Origin of the sequence: Microcoleus sp. CAWBG27 (genome assembly GCF_020883145.1) — a bacterium.
Lineage (GTDB): Bacteria > Cyanobacteriota > Cyanobacteriia > Cyanobacteriales > Microcoleaceae > Microcoleus.
Genome location: NZ_JAHREU010000012.1, coordinates 1 through 21869 on the forward strand (window position 1 = coordinate 1; position 21869 = coordinate 21869).

The window sequence follows — 21869 nt, forward strand, 5'->3', positions numbered from 1 at the left end:
TTGTTGTGTGAGAATGGACGCACGATTTGGCATAATGGAAACAGATATTTTGGTTTGTAAGGCAATTATCTATGTATATCTTGCCTTACAGATTTTTTTTGGCCACTTTTTCAGTGCCATTTGACTAAAGTCCTTACTACAAACTAATGTTATTCTATTCCCTCAGGCGTTAGTGTATTCTAACAGATATTGTCAGGCTAAAATTATGATTGATGTTGGTTCATTAGTTCGATCGCCCAAAAACGATATGGGAATCGGAAAAGTTGTCGAGGTATCCCACCCAGACGCCATAGTTGAATATTTTTGCTCAGTAAAAAACCGCATCCGCAAAACTGTACCCCTCGGTTTGCTACAAGAAGCCCGACTTCAGCGTCAAACCCGCTGCTACCTCTGGAGCACAAGTCACGAAAGGTGGATAATTGGTCGAGTTTATGACTGGGATGAAGATAAATTAGAGTACGAAATTGACCTCCCCGACAGCCAAAGTTTGCAAGCTGTCGAAGCCGAGCTTTACGTTCGCTGCAATATCCCGATCGCCGATCCGATCGACATTTTAGCAGTCAAAGGCCAAGAAACCCCGTATTTTCACGATCGCCGTTTGGCTTTTGTGCAATCTGCGATCGAACAGCGCGCCGTCAGTCGCGGCATGACGGGCTTAATTTCTGCCAACATAGACCTGTACCCGCACCAAGTTGAAGTCGTGCGGCGCGTCCTAGAAGACCCAATCGTGCGCTATTTGTTGGCAGATGAAGCAGGACTGGGGAAAACAGTAGAAGCGGGAACAATTCTCCGCCAATTCTTGCTAGACGATGCTAACGGGCGCGCTGTGGTAATCGTTCCCAAATACCTGCTCGAACAGTGGCGGCAAGAGTTAGAAAATAAATTCTATTTGTCTCATTTTGCCGATCGAGTGCAGCTTGTTTCTTTGAGCGAAATCAATCAAATTAGCCGCAATGCTAACCTAGATTTTTTGATTGTTGATGAAGCGCAAGAACTCGCAGCCATGGCTAATTCGAGCGATCGCAATCAACAACAATCCTTTGAACTCTGCCAGAAACTAGCTCACAAAAGCAAAAATTTATTGTTATTATCTGCAACGCCAGTCATCGGCCGCGAGCAAGATTTTCTCACGATGCTGCACTTGCTAGACCCCACAACCTACCGTGTTGACGATTTAGAAAGTTTCAAATCACAGGTGCAGAACCGTCAAGAAATCGGTCAAACTTTACTCGATTTCCGAGAGACAACACAGCCTGCTGTTTTGCAAACAAAACTTGCTCAACTTCGCACTCTTTTTGCTAAAGATGATTATCTGATCGGATTGGCAAAGGAATTAGAAAAATGCTTAAAAACCAAAGAAGCCGAAGAAAAATCTCGCCTGATCCGAACAATTCGCGCCCACGTTAGAGACACCTACCGCCTGCACCGCCGCATTCTCCGCAACCGCCGGGATGCGGTGGAAGATGTGATTTTCGATCGCGATACTGTACCTAAAGCTGAGTACGATCTCAATGACGAACAGTGGTCTGAAATTCAAACTGTACTCGATAAATGGCGCGCTGCGGCTCCCAAATCTAGCGAATATCAGAGAATTTTTCTGCTGTTTTTCCGCGCTTCCGGTACTTGGTTGAATGTTTTGGAACGGGTTGTCAAAGCTCGCTTGCAGAAAAAATCCAGTCCCGAGCTCGATCGCGAATTCGGACAAAGCGACACCGCAATTTTGACCAAAACAGCGCCGTTTCCCGAAGAAAGGGAACTGCTAGAAACCTTGCTCAACACCGTGTCAAAGGTCGAGGAAGGGTTCGATCGACTGGGTTTGTTACGAATCGCTATTTTGCGATTTTTGGCAGTTGCATTGAAGGTTCCGCGCGAATATCACAGCAATCCTCGCGATTTGCTATCCAGAATTCAACAGCAAATTAAACGGCCGATTCCGGGCGAACGTTTCCCGAAAATTGCGATCTTCACCAGTTTTACGACGACTTGTCAAGAGATTGCGGAAAATTTAGCTAAAATCTTTGGTAAAAAGGCGATCGCCAGCCATGACATGACCAAATCAGCGGATGATGTGGAGGCGAATCTCCATCGGTTTAAGACTGAACCGCATTGTTTTGTCTTGGTGTGCGATCGATCGGCAGAAACAGGCGTCAACCTGCAATTTATAGATTGGTTAGTCCACTTCGATTTACCGTGGTTTCCCAACCAGCTAGAACAAAGACTCAGCAGAGTCGATCGCATTGGTAGCAAAATGGGAGTGCAATTTTGTTTGTTTGCAGGCCCGGATATGCCCGATAGCCCCCACGAAGCTTGGTTTCAAGTCTTAAAAAACGGGTTTGACATCTTCAACAAATCTATTTCCAGCCTTCAGTTTTATGCCGAAACCAAACTGATTGCACTGGAAGAAAAGTTGTTTACTGAAGGAGCGAAGGGCTTATCAAGCGAAATAGAATCGATTAAAACTGAAATCGAACAAGAGAAAATCAAAATCGACGAACAATACGCCCTCGATGAAATTGATATTCTTGATGACAGCGCATCTCAGTATTTTGAAGCCCTCGATAACTGCGACGCACGCCATAAAGAAATGCAGCGGGCGGCGGAAGGTTGGTTGTGTCAAGCCCTCCACTTCAAACAAATCGAACATTCCAGTATATCCGGGTTGGTGCGCTATCAACCTACTCAAAAAACCTTAATTCCCTCCAAGGATTTGACAACTCGATTAGTTCCCTATTGTCAGCAGTACGGTAGCTACAATCGGCGCATTGCTTATCAAAATACCGATGTCGTTCTTTATCGAACTGGCGAGGGATTAATTGATGCACTGGGCGCTTATGTTCGCTGGGACGATCGGGGTCAAGCTTTTGCGATGTGGCGTCACGATGAAAGTTGGGATGCTGCGGAAGGAAAGGAATGGTTTGGCTTTCAGTTTAATTATTCAATTCAGACTGATGTGCAGCCTGCTGCTCAAGTTTTGCAAGCACAAAATATCGAGAATTACAACTTAAAAGCTTTGCAACGGCGCGCTGATGCTCTGTTTTTACCAATTTTTGAAACTGTGTATGTAGATGCTCGCAGCGAACAAATGTCTCTGGTAGAAGATGCGGAAGTTTTGGTAATTTTGCAGCGGGGTTATAAGGGGAAAGGCGGCCCGAATCGGGATTACAATTTGTCTAAAAATCGCACGTCGCTGATTGACAATTTTGTAGATTCCCTGGATTGGGATGATTTTTGTCAGAAGGGGCGGGTGGTATCGGAGGAATTGTTGCGCGGACGTGAGGCTTTTGTCGAAATGTGCAATAATTCTGCTACCAGTGCTGCAATTCAACTCGAAAATCGGGTGAATCAATTGCAATTACGTTTGAATCGACTTTCTAAATCGGAACAGCTTTTAGAATCGGTTTTGGCTGATGAAATTAGTACCGAAAGTTTGTTGAGTCAAGCGGTTTTAGCCGGAATTCGCCAACCGCACCTGACTCTTGAGTCGGTGGGATTTATTGTGATTTCTGGGCGTGTTCCTGTGAAATCGGAGGATGAGGGATAATTTGTTTTGGTGAAGTGCGTAGGCCGGGGCCGGGGCGTAGCCATCGCTCTTTTTGAGGGCGATTCCCTACCCTTCACCGAACCCTTGCGGGAAGATAGCTTCGCTTCACGCTCTTTTTTGAACCGATTCACCACGGGCTTTTGGGCCCGTGCCACGATGGATGCTGATGGATGAAAGGGATTTCGGTATGATTGTGAACTGCTTCGGATGTTGATCGATTACACTATGGTATGTTGAATTTTTATTGCAATAACTTATTTTAGGGGTGTAAATATGGCTGATTTACCATCAAGAACTACTGAAATTATAAATCAATTAAAACAGCAGGCTTTAGATATTGTTAATGAAGCTTCTGCCTTGGAATTAACCATTTTTGAACTATTTGGAGAGACCGAGGCAACGATTGCGGCACTAGATGAAATGAAAAGTGCAGCCGATGATGCTGAATCTTCCTACTCTCAACTATCTACTATCCAGCTTCAAATTGCCCAAGCTCAACCTGTTGCCTCTGGTGATATGCTACAATTACTAGAACGAGCTATAGCACGAACCCAAGCAAGGATTCCGGCACTGGAGCGTAGTATTGAAGAAGTTAAGATGGAATACAACTTGCCATGAATAAACAACCGCGCATCCCCGATCCAGAAACATCTAAACGTTTGCTAGCTAACCTCCGCCGAACTCGTATGGAGGTTCAAGAAGTCAATTTAGAATTAGGAGAAATTAATACGCTACTGGCAGAACAGCTTCGCCTGCAAAGATTGAATCGAGTCAGGCGATCGCTCAATAGCTCTACAGCAGAATTGTAAATTTATTAGCCAAAGCCACAAAAAGTTTAAGGAACGCGAGCGATATTTTTTGAACCGATCTATCGCACAGGCTTTTGGGCCCGTGCCACGATGGATGCGGATGGATGAACGGGATCTGGCACTTACGGGCTAAACCTCCTCAAAAATTGCTCCCCGCTGCTGTAAATTCAGCTTGACATCTTCCGCAAGTCCCGAGTTATTCCCAAACCTGGCCGACTTGACATTCGCACCGCTGAAATTAGCATTTGTTAAGTTAACTTCGAGCAGATTTGCGCGGCTCAAATCGGCACCGCTGAGGTTTGCTAAAGCCAGACTGGCGCGGTACAAATCTGCACCGCTCAAATCGGCATTTCCGAGGAAAGCGCCGCTCAAATCTGCACCGCCGAATTTGGTGTTTTGCAGGTTGGCGTCGCTGAAATCGGCATCGTTTAAGTTTGCACCCCGGAAATTTGCCGCCGGGAGATTTGCACTACTAAAATCCACTGCACTTAAACTCGTCCCGCGCAAGCTACCGCCCGCGAAATCCAGTGCGGGATTGAGATTGGCGATTGTTGCCAGTTCTACAAAATCATCGGTTTCAGCAGCTATAATGCGATCGACCATTTCCTGCAATTCATCTTCAGCCTGCGCGATAATTTCCACCTCAGGCTGTTCCACCGCAGGCAAATTGTAGGACAATAGCGCCCAACTGAGAGCCGGTTGGAGCTTATTTACTAAATATACAGTCAGAATTCTTTCTAAAACCGAATGTTGATTTGGCGTAATATCGTGCGGCCACAAACCCTCCGCATCTGTGAGATAAATATCTTCTTTTACAACTTCAAAAGCCGCTGCAATCCGCAATGGTTTGGCGGGAAATTCTCCCAGTTTAACACTTTTTAGCAAACCTTTTAATACTGGTTTGCCCCGTTTTAATGAAAAAATCCAAGCGGGTTTTGTATCGTCGCCGATTGTGGAAACATGACAAAACGTGCAGTCAGTTTCCTGGATTTTTTCCGCCTTCTCGTTATCTCGGACTTCCGGCTGACTTTCGGTTGACAAAACCTCTGTGCTGCTGTCGATAGGCGACAGCTCAAAATCACCGACTAACTGACGCGATGCTACCGGAATTTCGCAGTTTTCCAGATTTAGTTTGAGCGTTCCGCCTTGCAGACCAAATTTAACGCGGCCGCCCAGCAGCGGTTCCCAATGCTCGTTAAAATTGAGGCTCAAGTGAATGTCAAGCTGCTGGGTTTGGTCTGCAACTGATGGCACTGGAATTGCTTCTAGTTGCATCCACAAGCAATCTGGGTATTTGTTGTGAGACTCTAGCGATCGCATATCGGTAGAAGTGCTGGCTCTGCCAGACTGTGATGGAGATTTTGACGAGTGCTTTATTTTATTTTATCACTATTAAGCAAAACTATTTAGCAAAATTTTATCTTTGATGATTTTGATAATTTATAGCTTTTGTCAAAAAAATGAGGTATAATTGACTGCTCGTATAACCAAAGATAAGAGGGCTGAAGCCCAACAACGTACCTAATTTTTCTGACCCGCGATCGCTTTAGCTTAATCGGTTGGTAGTATTTGGTTTTTTACCCAATTCCGAAATGCTTGAACTAATTCTAAATAATCCATTGTTTCCGCCTGTTGCAAAAACCCGACAATTTCTAAAATATGTACAGTGGGAAATGCTAAACTGCGATCGCACAAAACGTATGCTCTGTTTTCTAATATATTGATAATCAAGCGTTCGCCGTTATAAATCCAAACTTCCGGCACGCCGACATCAGCATAAACTTGCAAGCTATTTTCCGAACAACTCGTGAGATCGAGTTCCACTACTAAATCCGGGGGCGGACTTTGATTCGTGTCAATTCTTTTTATTCCTTTAATTGCAGAGAAATTCTGGATGTAAAAACATTCATTGGGTTCTGCACTGCTGAGCTCTGGACGCTTAAAAGTTGTGGAACCGACGGCTGCAATGTTCAGTCCGAATTCTTCAGCTAGGGTTTCCACAAATCTGGCGATTATTGTTTTGTAAAATTGGTGTTCTGGTGAAGGTTCCAAAATCTCTAGATTGCCACCATTGTATTTCAGCCGAAGCGGCCGGTCAATGTATTCGGCAAGCAAGGTTTCGTAGGTTTGCCAACTGATGCCAGATAACTGGATATTTTGGGCTGGCGAGGTGAGATTTTCAGCGGTCATAGCGGTATTTTGCTGAGTAGTTAGATCGCACTTTTGGATTATACCATCAATCCGGGCGATGGCTGCGCCCCGGCTTATGCCTACATACTCCTCACCTTCACTCATCGATCTGTGCGGGAAATACCGCAGATAAATCGAGAGACAAATCTGGGAAACCTGGAATTACCACAAACTCATTCGGCAAAACCACTCGTTTGACTCGATAATCGAAACCACCTCTTTGTTTTTGATAAGGTTCGCTGTGCATTTCCAGTTGAATATCTACCAAATTCAATATCCAATAATCACAAATTCCCGATTCAGCATAGAGAGATAATTTGGTTTCCCTGTCGTATTTCAAAGTAGAATCGGAAACTTCAATAACCAACAAAATATCAGCAGATTGAGGGTGAGGAGATAAAGAATTGTCAGAACGGCGGGCAATAACTAGATCGGGTTCTGGTTCGCTCTCATCACACAAAATAATTGGTTCCTGTACGCGCAGGCGAGCACGTCTTGCCAGTAAAATGATTAACTCCTCAACTAAAAGAGTATTGCAAATAGAGTGAAGCCTACCTTTAGCAGCCATTTTGATAATTTCTCCGCGAATCAATTCAAATCGGTTATCGGACTCAAAAAAACCAAGTTCTGCCAAACGGTGATATTCGGCGATCGAGAATCGTTTTGCTGTTACGGCAGTCATATCTTTTATTCCCCTCTACAATTACCAACATTCCCATTTTACTCGAAAATCCCGCCCCGCGCCGTCAACTCAACTTTGACCGCTTCTGAAATCCCCAAACAACCAACAAACCTGGCATTCTCCACCACCACATTTTTTAAATCAGCGCGACTCAAATCTGCACCGTTTAAATTGGCTCCGCTCAAATCAACACCGCTCAAATCAGCATTTTTGAAATCAGTGTTTGTCAAATTCGCATTAACTAAAATTGCATTCGGTAAATAAGCACTGCTCAAATTAGCCCCAGTTAAATTTGCACCGGTTAAATTTGCCCTCGGCAACTTGGTTCGCAAATCTGCACCGCTCAAATTGGCGCTGCTGAGTTCAGCATCCCGCAAATTAGCATTGCACAAAGTAGCATCAATTAAAATAGCAGAACTCAGCAAAGCACCGCTGAGATCCGCCAAGGTCAAATCTGCACCTTGGAGGTTGGTTTCGCGCAAATCTGCACCGTTTAAATCAGCGTAGTTCAAGTCAAAATTCCTTAAATCAGCTCCGGCAAAATCTTCGATGGGATTCAAACCAACTGTTTCTGCAAGTTGGACAAAATCCTGATGTTTATCGGTTAAAAATAGTTCCCGCACGATCGCCAATTGCTGCTGTCGGTACTCGTCGGCTTTCTCGTAATCGGCTAAATATTTGTAAGCCAGCTTCAAACTCTTGAGAGCACTGCGCTCAACGCGATCGTCCTTCTGGGCGCGCGCGATCGACAATTGCTGCTGATAACAGTCGATCGCACCGGGCAAATTTCCATTAGCATCGCAAGCCAGGGCCAAATTGCCCAAAGCTTCCAACTCTCCGCGAAAATCGTCAGTCTCTCGCGCGATCGCCAAACGCTGCTGCTGGTAATCCATAGCACCCGCAAAATCCTCAAGGGCACAGCAAGCATTGCCCAGATTTCCCAAAGCATTTGCCTCGCCCCGGCGATCGCCAATTTCCCGCGCTAACACCAAATGCTGCTGATAACAGTCGATCGCGCGATCGTAATTCAACAGCGCCTCGTAAGCCACGCCCATATTACCCAATGCCGCACCCGATCGGCGCTTATCGTCCATTGAGCGGTACAGCGTCAGGGCTTCCTGCCAAGAATCCAGCGCCGCCTCAAATTGGTGCGCCTGATATTGCAAAATCCCTTGCTTGATTAGCTCGCTAGCTTCTTCGCTCATACTATGCAAATTACTTAATAACTCAAATTGATAGTAATCGACTTCCAGCGGTAATTGCTAATGGGTAATTGCTAATTGCTAATGGGTAATTGCTAATCGGCAATCGGCAATCAGTAATCAGTATGACCAACTCTCGCCATTCTCCCCCTCTCCCATTCTCCCCCTCTCCCCCTCTCCCATTCTCCCCATTCAGACAAAAAAAAGGAGAGTCACCTCAGTAACTCTCCCGACCATCAGGGTGCATCTTGTTAACATGATATAACATCTTGAGAATGAGGGGCGAAGCCCAGTTTGTCAGGCTTTGATGAAAAAGTATAGCTGGCGCAACGATTTAAACCTTGCGGGCTGAAGATTGGCAGTTGCTTCAGGTATCTTCCTTCGTGACAAGCGTCCTCCCGGTTCCACAATTCGGGATTCTTCCAAGCAGAAACCGCTCATCAGTATTTTCACGTCCGTGTCCCACAAAAAAAAGACAAAAAAAAGAGAGAGCTACGGAAGTAACTCTCCTTGCCATCAGGGTGCATCTACATAACAGACTATAACACATTAGGCATGAGGGGTGACACCATCTTATGTAAAATTTTAATGAAGAAGTATAGCTAGCCCAAGCGCCTCAAACCTTTACAGCTTGAGATTGCCAGCTTCTTATTGTCTATTTCTGACTGTCTTTAGCATTTTCCTGGTGCGATTATTCGGTATTGGTGCAGCCAGAATCTTGCGATCCGTATTTTTACGACCGTAGTCACAAAAAAAAGACAAAAAAAGAGAGAGCTACGAAAGTAACTCTCTTTGCCATCAGGGTGCATCTACATAACACAATATAACACGACAGGACTGAGGGGTGATACCCCAAATGTGAAGATATTGTCAAGAAATGTATACTTAATTGTAAAGTTACCATGAAGCGGGAAGAACGGGATCAGGAAAAACCGATTGCCCGCCACTCTATCGGCTACACATCATGATTTAAACCTTCCAGAAACCGCTCATCCGTATTTTCACGTCCGTGTCCCACAAAAAAAAGACAAAAAAAGAGAGAGCTACGAAAGTAACTCTCTTTGCCATCAGGGTGCATCTACATAACACAATATAACACGACAGGACTGAGGGGTGATACCCCCAAATGTGAAGATATTGTCAAGAAATGTATACTTAATTGTAAAGTTACCATGAAGCGGGAAGGACGGGATCAGGAAAAACCGATCGCCCGCCACTCTATCCGCTACACGACACCCTTAATGGCTGCTTAGGCTGGGCTGTTAAGCTTGGCTGCCAGCAACTCATTGGTCAATTTGGGATCGGCCCGGCCGCCTGTCTCTTTCATCACCTTGCCGACGAAAAAGCCCAGCAGCTTAGTTTTGCCAGCCCGGTACTGTTCGAGCTCCTTGGGATTGGCGGCCAACACGGCATCGATCGCGCGATCGATCGCCCCTGTATCAGAAATTTGAATCAAACCCTTGCTTTCAACCAACTTCTGAGGCGAACCGCCGTTTGCTAGTAACTCCGGCAAAATATCCTTAGCGATTTTGCCGCTGATCGTGCCAGCATCAATTAGCCCCAGCAATTCGGCCAAATCCTGCGGTTGGAAAGGAATTTCTGCGATCGCCAGTTTTTCATTTTTCAGATAAGCAGTGATATCGCCCATCACCCAATTCGCAGCTTGTTTGGCCACAGCACCGGCGGCGATCGACTTTTCAAAATACTCAGCCACCGCTTTGTCGTCAGTCAAAACCCGCGCGTCGTAGGGAGAAAGACCTACTTGAGTTTCGTAGCGGTATCGTTTTTCTGCTGGCAATTCCGGCAGTTGAGCTTTCCAATCGTGCAATTGATCTGCCGAAACCTCGATCGGAGGCAAATCCGGTTCCGGGAAATAGCGGTAATCGCTCGCACCTTCCTTAATCCGCATACTGAAAGTACACTGCTTGTTTTCGTCCCAAAGCCGCGTTTCTTGGATGATGGTTTCGCCATTTTCGATCGCTTGAATTTGCCGATCGATCTCGTAATCGATCGCCCGTTCGATCGCATTAAAAGAGTTCATATTTTTAATTTCCACCTTCGTGCCGAACTCTTTTCTGCCAACGGGGCGCACCGAAATATTCACGTCGCACCGCAGGGAACCTTCCTGCATATTCCCGTCGCCGACACCGATATAACGCACGATCCGGCGCAATTCTTGACCGTACTCGGCAGCTTCCGCGCCCGTTCGCAAATCCGGTTCCGAAACAATTTCGATTAAAGGCACGCCGGCGCGGTTGTAATCTACCATTGAATAAGTAGAACCGCTGAGGCGATCGCTACCGCCGTGAACCAATTTGCCTGCATCTTCCTCCATGTGCAAGCGAGTGATGCCGATTTTTTTTCTATTAGAATTGCCCGTCTCGTCCACCAGTTCAATTTCTAGCCAACCGTTAGTAGCGATCGGCAAATCGAACTGAGAAATTTGATAATTTTTGGGCAAATCGGGATAGAAATATTGCTTGCGGTCAAACTTACTGTAAGGTGCGATTTCGCAGTTAAGAGCTAGCCCTGCTTTTACTGCATACTCCAGCACTTTTTGATTTAATACTGGCAACACTCCAGGCATTCCCATACAAATGGGGTCAATGTTAGTATTTGGAGCATTGCCAAATTCGGTAGAAGAACTGGAGAAAATTTTAGTATTCGTACTCAATTGACAGTGAGTTTCGAGACCGATAACAGCTTCGTACTGAGTTTGGTTTTTTATCGAAGAGGGTGAAGCAGCAGTCATAAGCTATCTATAAAGACTGAATAAGTTTAAGATTATATTTTAGCTGTTTATTGACGAAACCGACTTGAGATTATTTGTCGGGTGGGTACGGTTTGTACTTCACACCGGCAGAGTTCGCAAACAAGATCGATCGACCATTTGGGCCACTGGTGGCTAATAATGCACTTCCCGGGGTTAGTTTTCGCCCGCCGGACTCGTCTTGCTGGCGATCGGCACACCCAATGCTCTACTACGGATGCGCGATCGGCTCGCGCACAGCTCTGCCTCAGTATTATTTCGATCGCCTAAAACCACAATCCTGTGCAAAAATATACAGAGCAGAGTGCGCCCGTACTTGGGTGAAGAGAGTTTTGGGGCGATCGATCGCAAGTGCCGATCTGCACGCTAAACCTATACCTGCCGTCTTTAATAGCACCGCCGCCACTCAAAATCGGCGCCACGCACAAATTAAAAATGAAAAGTGTATAATTTAAACAATAAACTACACATTTTAAATTTTTAAATTTTAATTTAAAAGTCTCAACGTAACACTTGCTTAACTGTCAAAAATATGGCTGAAATTCCAGTGGAAAGTGCCTCACTATTTCAGAACAGAATCACTGAGCTAGAGCAGGCGGAATCAGCCCTCGAACTCGCTTGGAACGAACTCGAAAAACAAACAGCAGAAACCATTGCTCAGATAGCCAAAGCCGGCGTAGCAAATGCACAGGAAATCAGCGAGCGCTTTGTCGCAGCCAAGGAACTCCGCCAGCAACTTCAAACCAAAATAAAACAAGCCAACTCGCAGCGGGAATTTCACCTAGAAAACTCGCCAATGGCAGTTATAGAGTGGGATAGCGAACTGCGGGCAGTGCGGTGGTCGCCAATGGCCGAACAAATATTTGGCTGGAGTGCACCAGAAATAATCGGCCAATACTGGCACGAATGCTCAATAATTTATCCAGAAGACTTCGAGCAAGTCAGCGCTGCGGCAAATCAAATGTTTTACAGCAGAGAACCCCGCAACGTTTGCCGCAAACGCAACTCTACCAAAGATGGCTCGGTAATTTACTGCGAGTGGTACAATTCTGCACTGCTCGATGCAGAAGGAAAATTAGTTTCAATTCTGTCTTTTGCCAGAGACATCACCGAACAGCACCGCACTCAAGAACAACTTCGCCAGCGCCAACAGGCCTTCAGCGCCCTAGCGGAAAATGCTACCGATATCATAGCGCGGTTCGATCGAAAATTCCGCCACATTTACATCAACCACGCAGTAGAATCAGCAACCGGAAAACCCCCCGCAGAATTTATTGGCAAAAGCAACATAGAATTAGGAATGTCCCCCCACATTTGCAACCTGTGGGACGAAGCGTGTGTCAAAGTTTGTCGCACCGGCAAACAAGAAACCATCGAATTTGACTTTCCCACTCCCGATGGGACAAAATACTATCAAAGTCTAGTAATTCCCGAATTTGCTGAGGACAATTCAGTAGAAACAGTTTTAAGCATCACCCGGGACATCACAGAAATCAAACAAGTCGAAGCTCAGTTGCGTCAAAGCGAAGCTAGGTTTAGGCGCGTAGTTGACTCTAATATTATCGGCATATTTTTTTGGGAAATTAACGGTCAGATTACCGACGCAAATCAGGCTTTTTTAAACCTAGTAAAATACACAAGACACGATTTGCTTGAAAAAAAAATTAGCTGGCTAAAAATGACACCGCCAAAGTACCGCAGCCTAGACGAACAAAAACTTGCAGAAATGACAGTTACCACCACAGCTATTCCCTATGAAAAAGAATACATCTGCTCGGACGGCAGCCGCGTTCCGGTGCTGCTAGGCGCTGCATTTTTAGAAGGAAGCCAGGAAGTTGGGGTGAGTTTTGTGCTGGATTTGACACAGCGCAAACAAGCTGAATTAGATCTGCAAAAACAGCAACAACTTTTAGAAAGCATTGTTACAACCCTCCCGAACTTTCTGTACATTTACGACACAGAAGCACAGGAAAATATCTATGCCAATGCAGCCGTCACAGCCATCCTGGGCTACACTCCCCAAGAAATGCAAGAGTTGGGTACAGAAGCTATTTCTACCTTAGTTCACCCCGAGGATCTGCACAAGTTAAGTGCAAGTATGCAGTTGCTGACAAACAGCACCAACCCTCACGCTACAAGTGACACTGACTACAGAATCAAACACAAAAATGGGGAATGGCGCTGGGTGCACGATCGATCGACAATTTTCAAAAGAACCCCAGGGGGACAAATTCAGCAAATTATCGGTTCGATACTCGACATCAGCGATGCCGTGGTGGCAGCTACGCAACGCAAACAAGCCGAAGAATCCTTAAAAGAGCAAAACGAAGTGCTGCAAACAATCTTCGACAACGTGCCAGTCATGCTATCATTCTTGGGACATAGCGGTGAAATAGAGTGGGTAAACCGCTACTGGGAAAAAGTGCTGGGCTGGAGTTTTGCAGAACTCAAAAACTACGATATCTTTGCCGAATGCTACCCGCAGGCAGAATACCGCCAATACGTTTTGGATGAAATCCAAGCAGCAACTGAGAACTGGAAAGACTTCAAAACAACAGTTAGAGACGGGCGAATAATTGACACTACTTGGGCAAATATTCGTCTCTCCGACGGCCGACACATCGGCATCGGTCAAGATATCAGCGATCGCAAACGAGCCGAAGCAGAACTCAAACAGCTCTACGAAACTTTAGAAGCTCAAGTCGCCCAGCGTACCGCCGAACTTGAGACTTTTTTTGATGCTTTACCCGATCGCATTTTTGTTGTAGAAAGCGAAGAGATGCGTCAGGTTTTTGTCAATAAATCTTTGGCAAAAATGGCAGGGTTCAACAGCCGAAAAGAAATGCAAGGAAAAACCGTGTCTGAGTGTTTTTCCCCTGAAGTTGCCACAAAATTTGTGCGTGAAAACTTGCTGGTATTTGAATCAGGTGAAACTCTACACTTGCAAGAAAAATTTGTATTGTCCGGCGATACTGTTTACTTCGACACTTTTAAAATTCCTCTCAGGAATCTCGATGGCGAGGTTTATGCTTTAATTGGCACTTCTCGCGATATTACTGAGTTGGTTGAGACAAAACAAGCTTTGTCGCAACGCACTGAGCAATTAGAGGCTGCCAATCAAGAATTAGAATCTTTTTGCTATTCTGTTTCCCACGATCTCCGCGCTCCTTTACGCCATATTTCAGGTTTTGTTAATGCTTTGAAACAACGCTTAGAATCAACTGAAATCTTGAACGATCCTAAAATCGTTCACTACCTGGAAGTGATTGATGACAGCAGCCAAAAAATGAGTTTGTTGATTGACGGTTTACTCGCTCTTTCGCGGGTGGGCCGCACCGAGTTAGTGCAAATTCCGATCGATCTCACCCGCCTGGTGCAAACTGCGATTAAATTGACTAAACCCCGAACAGCCGGAGATCTGGGCCCAACTCCCGACAGCGTTGAATTTGCCGTCGGAGATTTGCCGACGGTGATGGGAGATCCCACCTTGCTGCAACAGGTGTTCAGCAACTTGATTAGCAACGCCGTCAAGTTCAGCCGCGGACGCACTCCGGCTACAATAGTTATTGATTCCTTACCTGATGGAACAATTTTTGTCAAGGATAACGGCGTGGGTTTTCCGATGGAATATGCCGATCGACTTTTTGGAGCCTTTGTGAGGCTGCATTCCCAGAGAGAATTTGAAGGTACGGGGATCGGTTTGGCGATCGTCCAGCGGATTATTCACCGCCACGGCGGGACGATTTGGGGCATGAGCCCACCTAGTCAAGGAGCCACGTTTTACTTTAAACTAGGGCAAACAATCTCAAACAGTAATCTAGATTCTTAAATTATCCTCTTTGTCAGGTAAATTAGGTGATCCTGGGCATTGGCCTGCACAGGGCATTGGTGCTTCCTTTTCTTCCTCCGAACTCCTAAGCGCGTAGCTCCCTTCAAAAGAAAACCGCCATAGTAGTTTTGAATTCAGAATTTAAAACTATTATACAGTTTAATAACTCACAGTCCGTGCGACTACCCCTCGCTTACAAGTTCTAAATAATGTTTCAAGAATATAGCTATTTATGCTAAAAATCCCGAGTTAAAATCAAGGAAACTAAATCTAAAAGTGACATTTATCAAAACACGAACAACAAATTTAATACTCCACAATACCGTATGTTAGATAGAACTCAAACAAACTATTTACTAAAAATAGTATCAGAATCAACGTTAAAATTGTTGATAGTCGAAGACATGGCAGAAGATCTGGAATTAATAGTGCTCGCGTTAGAAGCGGGGGGAGTAAATTTTAACTACGATACTGCCGAAACAGCAACAGAGTGCAGACAACTGCTCCACGATTGCAAGTACGACGCTGTGCTGTCAGATTACCGCCTCCCTGGGTTTAACGGTTTAGAAGTGTTGAAATTAATGCAGGAATTAGGGCAAGAAATACCATTTATTTTAGTAACGGGAAGTTTGGGAGAAGAAGCGGCAGTTGAGTGCATCAAAGCCGGCATGAACGATTTTGTATTAAAAGGGCGGCTGTTTAGGCTGCCAACAGTATTAGAACGATCGCTCCAAGAATACAAAATGCGCCGCCAGCAACAATTCGCGATCGCCCAAATTCAGCGGCAAGCGACTCGTGAGGCGATCGTCAACCGCATCATCCAAGCCATGCGCGAAACCCTGGTACTCGACGAAGTGCTGCAAACTACCGCAGATCAACTGCACGAATCTCTCGAAATCAGCGGCTGCGCGATCTTGCAGCCAGATGCTGAAGGCAGAATTATAGTTCGCTATATCAGCAAAGCGGCAGAGAAACAAGGACTCATCGGAATAAATTGCGTATTTGCCCAACACTACCAAACCTCCCTCGCGTCAGGAGAAGCCGTCGTCATCGAAGAGTTATCGGGCCTGTGCCCGTCCCTGCAAGCATCAGCAGAGTTTGTAGGGTTTCGCACCGTCACGATCGCACCGCTGCTTTACCATCAGTCATTTTTGGGAGGAATTAGTATCTATCAGTGCGATCGCGATCGCTATTGGAGCGCCGAAGAACTGTCGCTACTAAAAGCGATCGCAGATCAATGTGCGATCGCGATCCACCAAGCCGAACTCTACCAACAAGCCCAAACCGAACTCGCAGAGCGCAAACGCGCTGAAGCCGAAGTCCGCGGCATCCAGCAACAGCTAGCCACAATGGCAGCCAACATTCCCGGTTCAGTCTACCGCGCCGTGCTGCATCCAGACGGCACAACCTCCATGCCCTACATTAGTCCGGGGGTGCGCGAACTTACTGGGATCGGGCCAGAAGAAGCAATGGCGTACCCTGAACTGTTGACCAAAATCATCCATCCCGATGACAAAAGTTCCTTTGACAGCAGCGTAGCAGCATCGAGTGCCAGTCTGTTGCCCTGCGATCGCCAGTACCGGATCCTGTTGAATTCAGGCCAAGTCAAGTGGGTGCAAGACAGCGCCAGATTTTCCAAAAACAAAAACGGGGACATCATTATAGACGGAGTAGTCCTCGATATCAGCGATCGGAAACAGGCAGAATCAGCCCTCAGACAAAGCGAACAGCGATTTCGATCGCTGATTGAAAACGCCACAGACATCACGATCATTCTCGACGCCGAGGGCATATTTCGCTACATCAGCCCTTCCGTCAAGCGAATTTTAGGCTACGCGCCCCACCAGGCGATCGGGCGCAGCGCCCTAGGGACTGTTCATCCCGACGACTGCGCGGCGATCGCCCAAACCCTCCACAAAGCCATTGAAAACCCCAAAACAAGCCAGTGTCCCCTGGAGTATAGAGTGCTCCACCGCAACGGTTCCTGGTGTTATGTAGAAGCTGTAGCCACCAATTTACTCCACGATCCGGCAGTCAAGGGCATCGTGATCAACTGCCACGACATCACTCAGCGCAAACTCGCCGAAGCGCAATTGCTGCACGACGCTTTTCACGATGCCCTTACCGGATTGCCCAACCGATCGCTATTTACCGATCGGCTGGAACACTCTTTGATGCTGGCAAAACGGCGCAAAGACTATATGTTTGCAGTGCTATTTCTCGATTTAGATCGATTTAAAGTAGTCAACGATTCCCTCGGCCATGCGATCGGCGATCAACTGCTAGTGGCGATCGCGCAGCGTCTCACAGCTTGTCTCAGAGTCGGAGATACAGTGGCCCGCCTCGGAGGAGACGAATTTGTGCTGTTGCTAGAAGACATCGACGGCGTAAATGAAGCTACCAACATAGTCAATCGATTGCAAAAGACAATCACCTCCCCCATCATGCTAGACGGACACGAAGTCTTTATCACCGCCAGCATCGGCATTGCATTGAGCTCCGGCGAATACGAGGAACCGACAAGCCTGCTGCGCGATGCTGACACGGCCATGTACCGCGCCAAAGAACTCGGCAGAGCCCGACACGAAGTTTTCAATAGTTCCATGCACGCCCACGCTTTGAAGCTGTTGCAGCTAGAAAATGACCTGCGACGGGCGATCGAATCAATTAGAGACCCCGCTAGAGAAGAAGACTCTGTGCAATCAGCCCGATCGGGCTTACCTCCCTTATCCCTAACACCCCAGTTTATCATTCACTACCAGCCGATTATGTCGATCGCCAATAACATAATTATCGGTTTTGAGGCCCTGGTGCGGTGGCAGCATCCAGAACGAGGCTTAGTTTCGCCCAACGAATTTATTCCCATAGCCGAAGAAACAGGAGTGATCGTACCGCTGGGCCGCTGGGTACTCCGCACAGCTTGCCAGCAAATCCGCCAGTGGCAGCAGCTATTTCAAAGCAACCCGCCCTTAAGCGTCAGCGTCAACCTGTCAGTCAAACAGTTTTCTCAGCCAGATTTAATCGAATATATCGATCGAGTTCTCGAAGAAAGTCACCTCGACGGCAACAGTTTAAAGCTAGAAATTACCGAAAGCGTACTCATAGAAAATTCCGAATCAGTCACAGCCATGCTGGTGCAGCTTAGAGCCCGAAACATACACCTGTGCATCGACGACTTCGGCACCGGCTATTCATCACTCTCCTACCTGCACCGCTTCCCCACCAATACCTTAAAAATAGACCGATCCTTTGTCAGCAGGATGGGAGGCGACTTCGACCTCGCCAAAGGAGGCATCGACCCTACTGAAATTGTGCGATCGATCGTGACTTTATCCCACAATTTAGGAATGGATGTAGTAGCAGAAGGAGTCGAAGAAGCCTCCCAACTATCGATACTCAAAGGATTAAAATGCGAGTTCGCCCAAGGATTCTTTTTCTCAAAGCCAGTAGACTCTCAAACAGCAGCAGTCTTAATCCAGCAGCAAGCACAAAATTAGAATTTAGTAAGATTTATACCATGTCTGCTTGATTACCATAAAAAACCGTTTGTAGTGCGGACTTCAGTCCGCTCGCTCCGTTTGTAGTGCCGACTTCAGTCCGCTCGCTCTTGTCTGTAAAAAAAACACAGCACTTTGTGCGTCTCATTTCAGATTGACACTCCCGAGTCATTCATACACGAGGATTCTTGTTTCAGCGAATTGACTTGCCGATCGAGAATTACTTCTAAATCAGTAGCGGTCAATTCTCCACAAGCGTTATGGGTATTACCCCAAGTTCCGGTATGCCCTACCGTACTCAATCCTCTCCTGAGGATATTTCTAGCTGCATTATCGTCGCGGTCTAAAACACACCCACACCTACAAACATGAGTTCGTGTTGATAGACTTTTCTTGACAATCGTTCCGCAACTAGAGCATTCTTGGCTTGTTCCGTTTGGTGGAACGGCAATCGTTATTCTTCCGAACACCTTGCCGAAATATTCCAACCAAACTCGGAACACATACCAAGAAACATCGTTAATACATTTCGCCAAACAGTGATTCTTCACCATATTCTTGATTCTCAAATCCTCGTAGGCTACACAGTCGTTTGACTGGATTACGCATCTTGCTAATTTAATCGCAAAATCTTTACGTTGCCTACTTATCTTGAGATGGCACTTACCCAGAATCCCTCTAGCTTTCATCCGATTCTTCGACCCTTTGACTCGTTTTGATACTTGTCTTTGGGCTTTCTTTAACCTACGCTCTCCCTTCCCCAGAAATCGTGGATTTTCGACGGCAACGCCACTAGAATCAGTGTAGAACTCTTTCAGTCCGACATCTAATCCAATAGTATTCCCAGTAATTTCACTCACTTCTGAGCGGTCAACTTGAATACAAAATTGAGCGTAATACCCGTCTGCACGTTTAACCAATCTGACTCGTTTAATTTGAGTCAACGAGTAAAAATGCAAATCGCGCGTTCCTTTTAGTTTCAGTTTTCCAATTCCTTTCTTATCAGTGAAAGTGATAGACTTTCTGTCTGATGCTAGTTTCCATCCCGATGTCTTGTATTCAACGGAACGGTTGTCTTTTTGGAACTCGGGAAAACCTTTTTTACCGGGAGTCTTCTTTTTGCAGTTATCGTAAAACCGTGAGATCGCAGACCAGGCTCTTTCTGCACTGGACTGTCTAGCCATGCTATTTAATTCGTCGCAAAACGGAAACTCTTTCGCTAAGACAGCACTATATTTATTGAGGTCAAACTTGTTGACTTTTTCGTTATCCATCCAAAAGCGAATTGCTTTGTTACGGATGAATTGTACAGTCTTTATTGCTGCATCGACAGCATTAAATTGTTCTAGTTTACCGTAAGTTTTGAACTCAAAAATTAGCATGACTTCGACCTCATCACGATTTTCTTATGCTACCAGTGGTAGACTAATATTGTTGCTTGTGTTGCAAATCTTTACAAGGAACCACGCTTTAACCGTAGGCTTGAAGAGAAAGCCGTCCTTCTAGAACGGGGTTTTAAACCCGTTTTCTTGATAAAATCTTAAAATATTTTAAAGCTGTCCCTAACTACAGGCGTCATCCAAATCATTATGGCTATTGGCTACCTCGCCCTCGTTCTCCACGCCCACCTGCCCTTTGTCCGCCACCCCGAAAGCGACTACGTTTTAGAAGAAGAATGGCTGTTTGAGGCGATCGCCGAAACCTACATTCCCCTGCTGCAAGTCTTTGAAGGACTAAAACGCGACGGCATCGACTTTAAAATTACCATGAGCATGACACCGCCCTTGGTAGCCATGCTGCGCGACCCCTTGCTGCAAGACCGTTTCGACGACCACTTAGCAAAACTCGAAGAACTAGCCGAACTCGAAATTGAACACAACAGCGACAACGGTCACGTTCGGTACTTAGCCGAACATTACACCGCCCACTTCTCCCAAGTTCGGAATTATTGGGAAAAGTTCGATCGAGATTTAGTCAAAGCCTTCAAACAATTTCAAGACAGCAACAACCTTGAAATCATGACCTGCGGGGCCACCCACGGCTACCTACCGCTGATGAAAATGTACCCCGAAGCAGTTTGGGCGCAAATACAAGTAGCCTGCGAAAGCTACGAACAAAACTTCGGCCGCCGCCCAAAAGGCATTTGGCTGCCCGAATGCGCCTACTACGAAGGCTTAGAGAGGATGTTAGCCGACGCAGGCCTCCGCTACTTCCTCACAGACGGTCACGGCATCCTTTACGCCCGCCCGCGTCCCCGCTACGGTAGCTACGCCCCAATTTTCACCGAATGCGGAGTAGCAGCATTCGGTCGGGATCACGAATCATCCCAGCAAGTTTGGTCATCCGAAGTCGGCTATCCGGGCGCCGCCGAATACCGCGAATTTTACAAAGACTTAGGTTGGGAAGCCGAATACGACTACATCAAACCCTACATCATGCCCAACGGCCAGCGCAAAAACACCGGGATTAAATATCACAAAATCACCGGTCGCGGATTGGGTTTAGGCGACAAACAGTTATACGATCCGTATTGGGCGCGGGAAAAAGCAGCCGAACACGCCAGCAACTTTGCCTTCAATCGCGAACGCCAAGTCGAGCACCTCAACGGCATCATGCAGCGTCCTCCGATTATCGTTTCACCTTACGACGCCGAACTTTTCGGTCACTGGTGGTACGAAGGGCCTTGGTTCTTAGACTACCTGTTCCGCAAGAGTTGGTACGACCAAAATACCTACGACATGACGCACCTAGCCGATTATTTGCGGGGAAATCCCACTCAACAAGTATGCCGTCCGTCCCAGTCTAGCTGGGGTTTCCGGGGTTTCCACGAATATTGGCTCAACGATACCAATGCTTGGATTTACCCGCACTTGCACAAAGCCGCGGAACGGATGATTGAATTGGGAAATATGGAAGCAGAGGATGAGTTGCAGTTGCGGGCTTTGAACCAAGCTGCGCGGGAAGTGTTGTTAGCTCAATCGTCTGACTGGGCGTTTATCATGCGTACAGGGACGATGGTTCCCTATGCGGTGCGGCGGACGCGATCGCACTTAATGCGTTTCCACAAGCTGTACGATGAAGTCAAAGAAGGCAAAGTCGATTCCGGCTGGTTGGAGAAGGTTCAGGAGATCGACAACATCTTCCCCGAAATCAATTATCGCGTTTATCGATCGCTTTAAGCCAACTTCGAGCTAATTTCCCGCATAAAAAAACCCGCCAGCGCGGGTTTTTTTTATCAGAGAAATGGGTCTAAAACCCCGTCTTTCTAGGACGGCTTTTTGAGATGTATCATAAAATCACAAAGGTCACGCTACCCACTGTCCGTCAATGGAGACATAAACCCTAACAC

Annotated in this window: 13 protein-coding genes; 7 read left to right on the forward strand and 6 right to left on the reverse strand. The window is 46.4% G+C overall.

All coding sequences use genetic code 11. The features are described from left to right. Positions 1-205 precede the first annotated feature (205 nt). From dpdE to QZ938_RS09365, 3 genes are all read left to right on the forward strand, one after another. Positions 206-3541: a protein DpdE gene (dpdE, locus tag QZ938_RS09355; protein WP_293350890.1), complete on the forward strand. Its 3336-nt coding sequence runs from the start codon at positions 206-208 to the stop codon at positions 3539-3541. A gap of 273 nt (positions 3542-3814) precedes the next feature. Further along, the gene (locus tag QZ938_RS09360) at positions 3815-4159 is read left to right on the forward strand and encodes a hypothetical protein (protein ID WP_293179874.1); all 345 of its coding nucleotides are present in this window, start codon (positions 3815-3817) and stop codon (positions 4157-4159) included. Further along, positions 4156-4350: a hypothetical protein gene (locus tag QZ938_RS09365; protein ID WP_293179877.1), complete on the forward strand. Its 195-nt coding sequence runs from the start codon at positions 4156-4158 to the stop codon at positions 4348-4350. The genes QZ938_RS09360 and QZ938_RS09365 overlap by 4 nt, the downstream gene beginning before the upstream one ends. A gap of 129 nt (positions 4351-4479) precedes the next feature. Here QZ938_RS09365 and QZ938_RS09370 read toward each other — a convergent pair whose 3' ends face one another. From QZ938_RS09370 to gatB, 5 genes are all read right to left on the reverse strand, one after another. Beyond that, on the reverse strand, positions 4480-5625 hold the full coding sequence (locus tag QZ938_RS09370; RefSeq protein WP_293350896.1) for a pentapeptide repeat-containing protein: 1146 nt from the start codon (positions 5623-5625) through the stop codon (positions 4480-4482). Positions 5626-5901: 276 nt separating this feature from the next. Further along, positions 5902-6645 (reverse strand): Uma2 family endonuclease, encoded by a 744-nt coding sequence (locus tag QZ938_RS09375; RefSeq protein WP_293350899.1) that lies wholly within the window; start codon positions 6643-6645, stop codon positions 5902-5904. Then, on the reverse strand, positions 6638-7222 hold the full coding sequence (locus tag QZ938_RS09380) for a Uma2 family endonuclease (RefSeq protein WP_293350902.1): 585 nt from the start codon (positions 7220-7222) through the stop codon (positions 6638-6640). Before QZ938_RS09380 ends, QZ938_RS09375 begins: the two co-directional genes overlap by 8 nt. Before the next feature lie 38 nt (positions 7223-7260). Next, positions 7261-8427, reverse strand: a complete 1167-nt coding sequence (locus tag QZ938_RS09385; RefSeq protein WP_293350905.1) for a pentapeptide repeat-containing protein — start codon at positions 8425-8427, stop codon at positions 7261-7263. 1246 nt (positions 8428-9673) lie between these two features. After that, positions 9674-11176 (reverse strand): Asp-tRNA(Asn)/Glu-tRNA(Gln) amidotransferase subunit GatB, encoded by a 1503-nt coding sequence (gene gatB / locus QZ938_RS09390; protein ID WP_293350908.1) that lies wholly within the window; start codon positions 11174-11176, stop codon positions 9674-9676. A gap of 92 nt (positions 11177-11268) precedes the next feature. Here gatB and QZ938_RS09395 point away from each other — a divergent pair, with 92 nt between their 5' ends. From QZ938_RS09395 to QZ938_RS09405, 3 genes are all read left to right on the forward strand, one after another. Next, the gene (locus QZ938_RS09395; protein WP_293350911.1) at positions 11269-11649 is read left to right on the forward strand and encodes a hypothetical protein; all 381 of its coding nucleotides are present in this window, start codon (positions 11269-11271) and stop codon (positions 11647-11649) included. A 77-nt stretch (positions 11650-11726) separates the two neighbouring features. Further along, complete coding sequence (locus QZ938_RS09400; protein ID WP_293350914.1) at positions 11727-15023, forward strand: PAS domain S-box protein; 3297 nt, start codon at positions 11727-11729, stop codon at positions 15021-15023. Between the two features lie 326 nt (positions 15024-15349). Continuing rightward, the gene (locus tag QZ938_RS09405; RefSeq protein WP_293350917.1) at positions 15350-18520 is read left to right on the forward strand and encodes an EAL domain-containing protein; all 3171 of its coding nucleotides are present in this window, start codon (positions 15350-15352) and stop codon (positions 18518-18520) included. A gap of 149 nt (positions 18521-18669) precedes the next feature. Here the strand turns inward: QZ938_RS09405 and QZ938_RS09410 are convergent, their stop codons facing one another. Further along, entirely contained in the window at positions 18670-19902 is a 1233-nt protein-coding gene (locus QZ938_RS09410; RefSeq protein WP_293350920.1) for a transposase, read from the reverse strand. Between the two features lie 207 nt (positions 19903-20109). On the opposite strand from QZ938_RS09410, the gene QZ938_RS09415 reads away from it, so the two are divergent. Continuing rightward, a complete protein-coding gene (locus QZ938_RS09415) occupies positions 20110-21699 on the forward strand; it encodes a glycoside hydrolase family 57 protein (RefSeq protein ID WP_293151969.1) in 1590 nt (529 codons plus the stop codon). Positions 21700-21869: the final 170 nt, after the last annotated feature.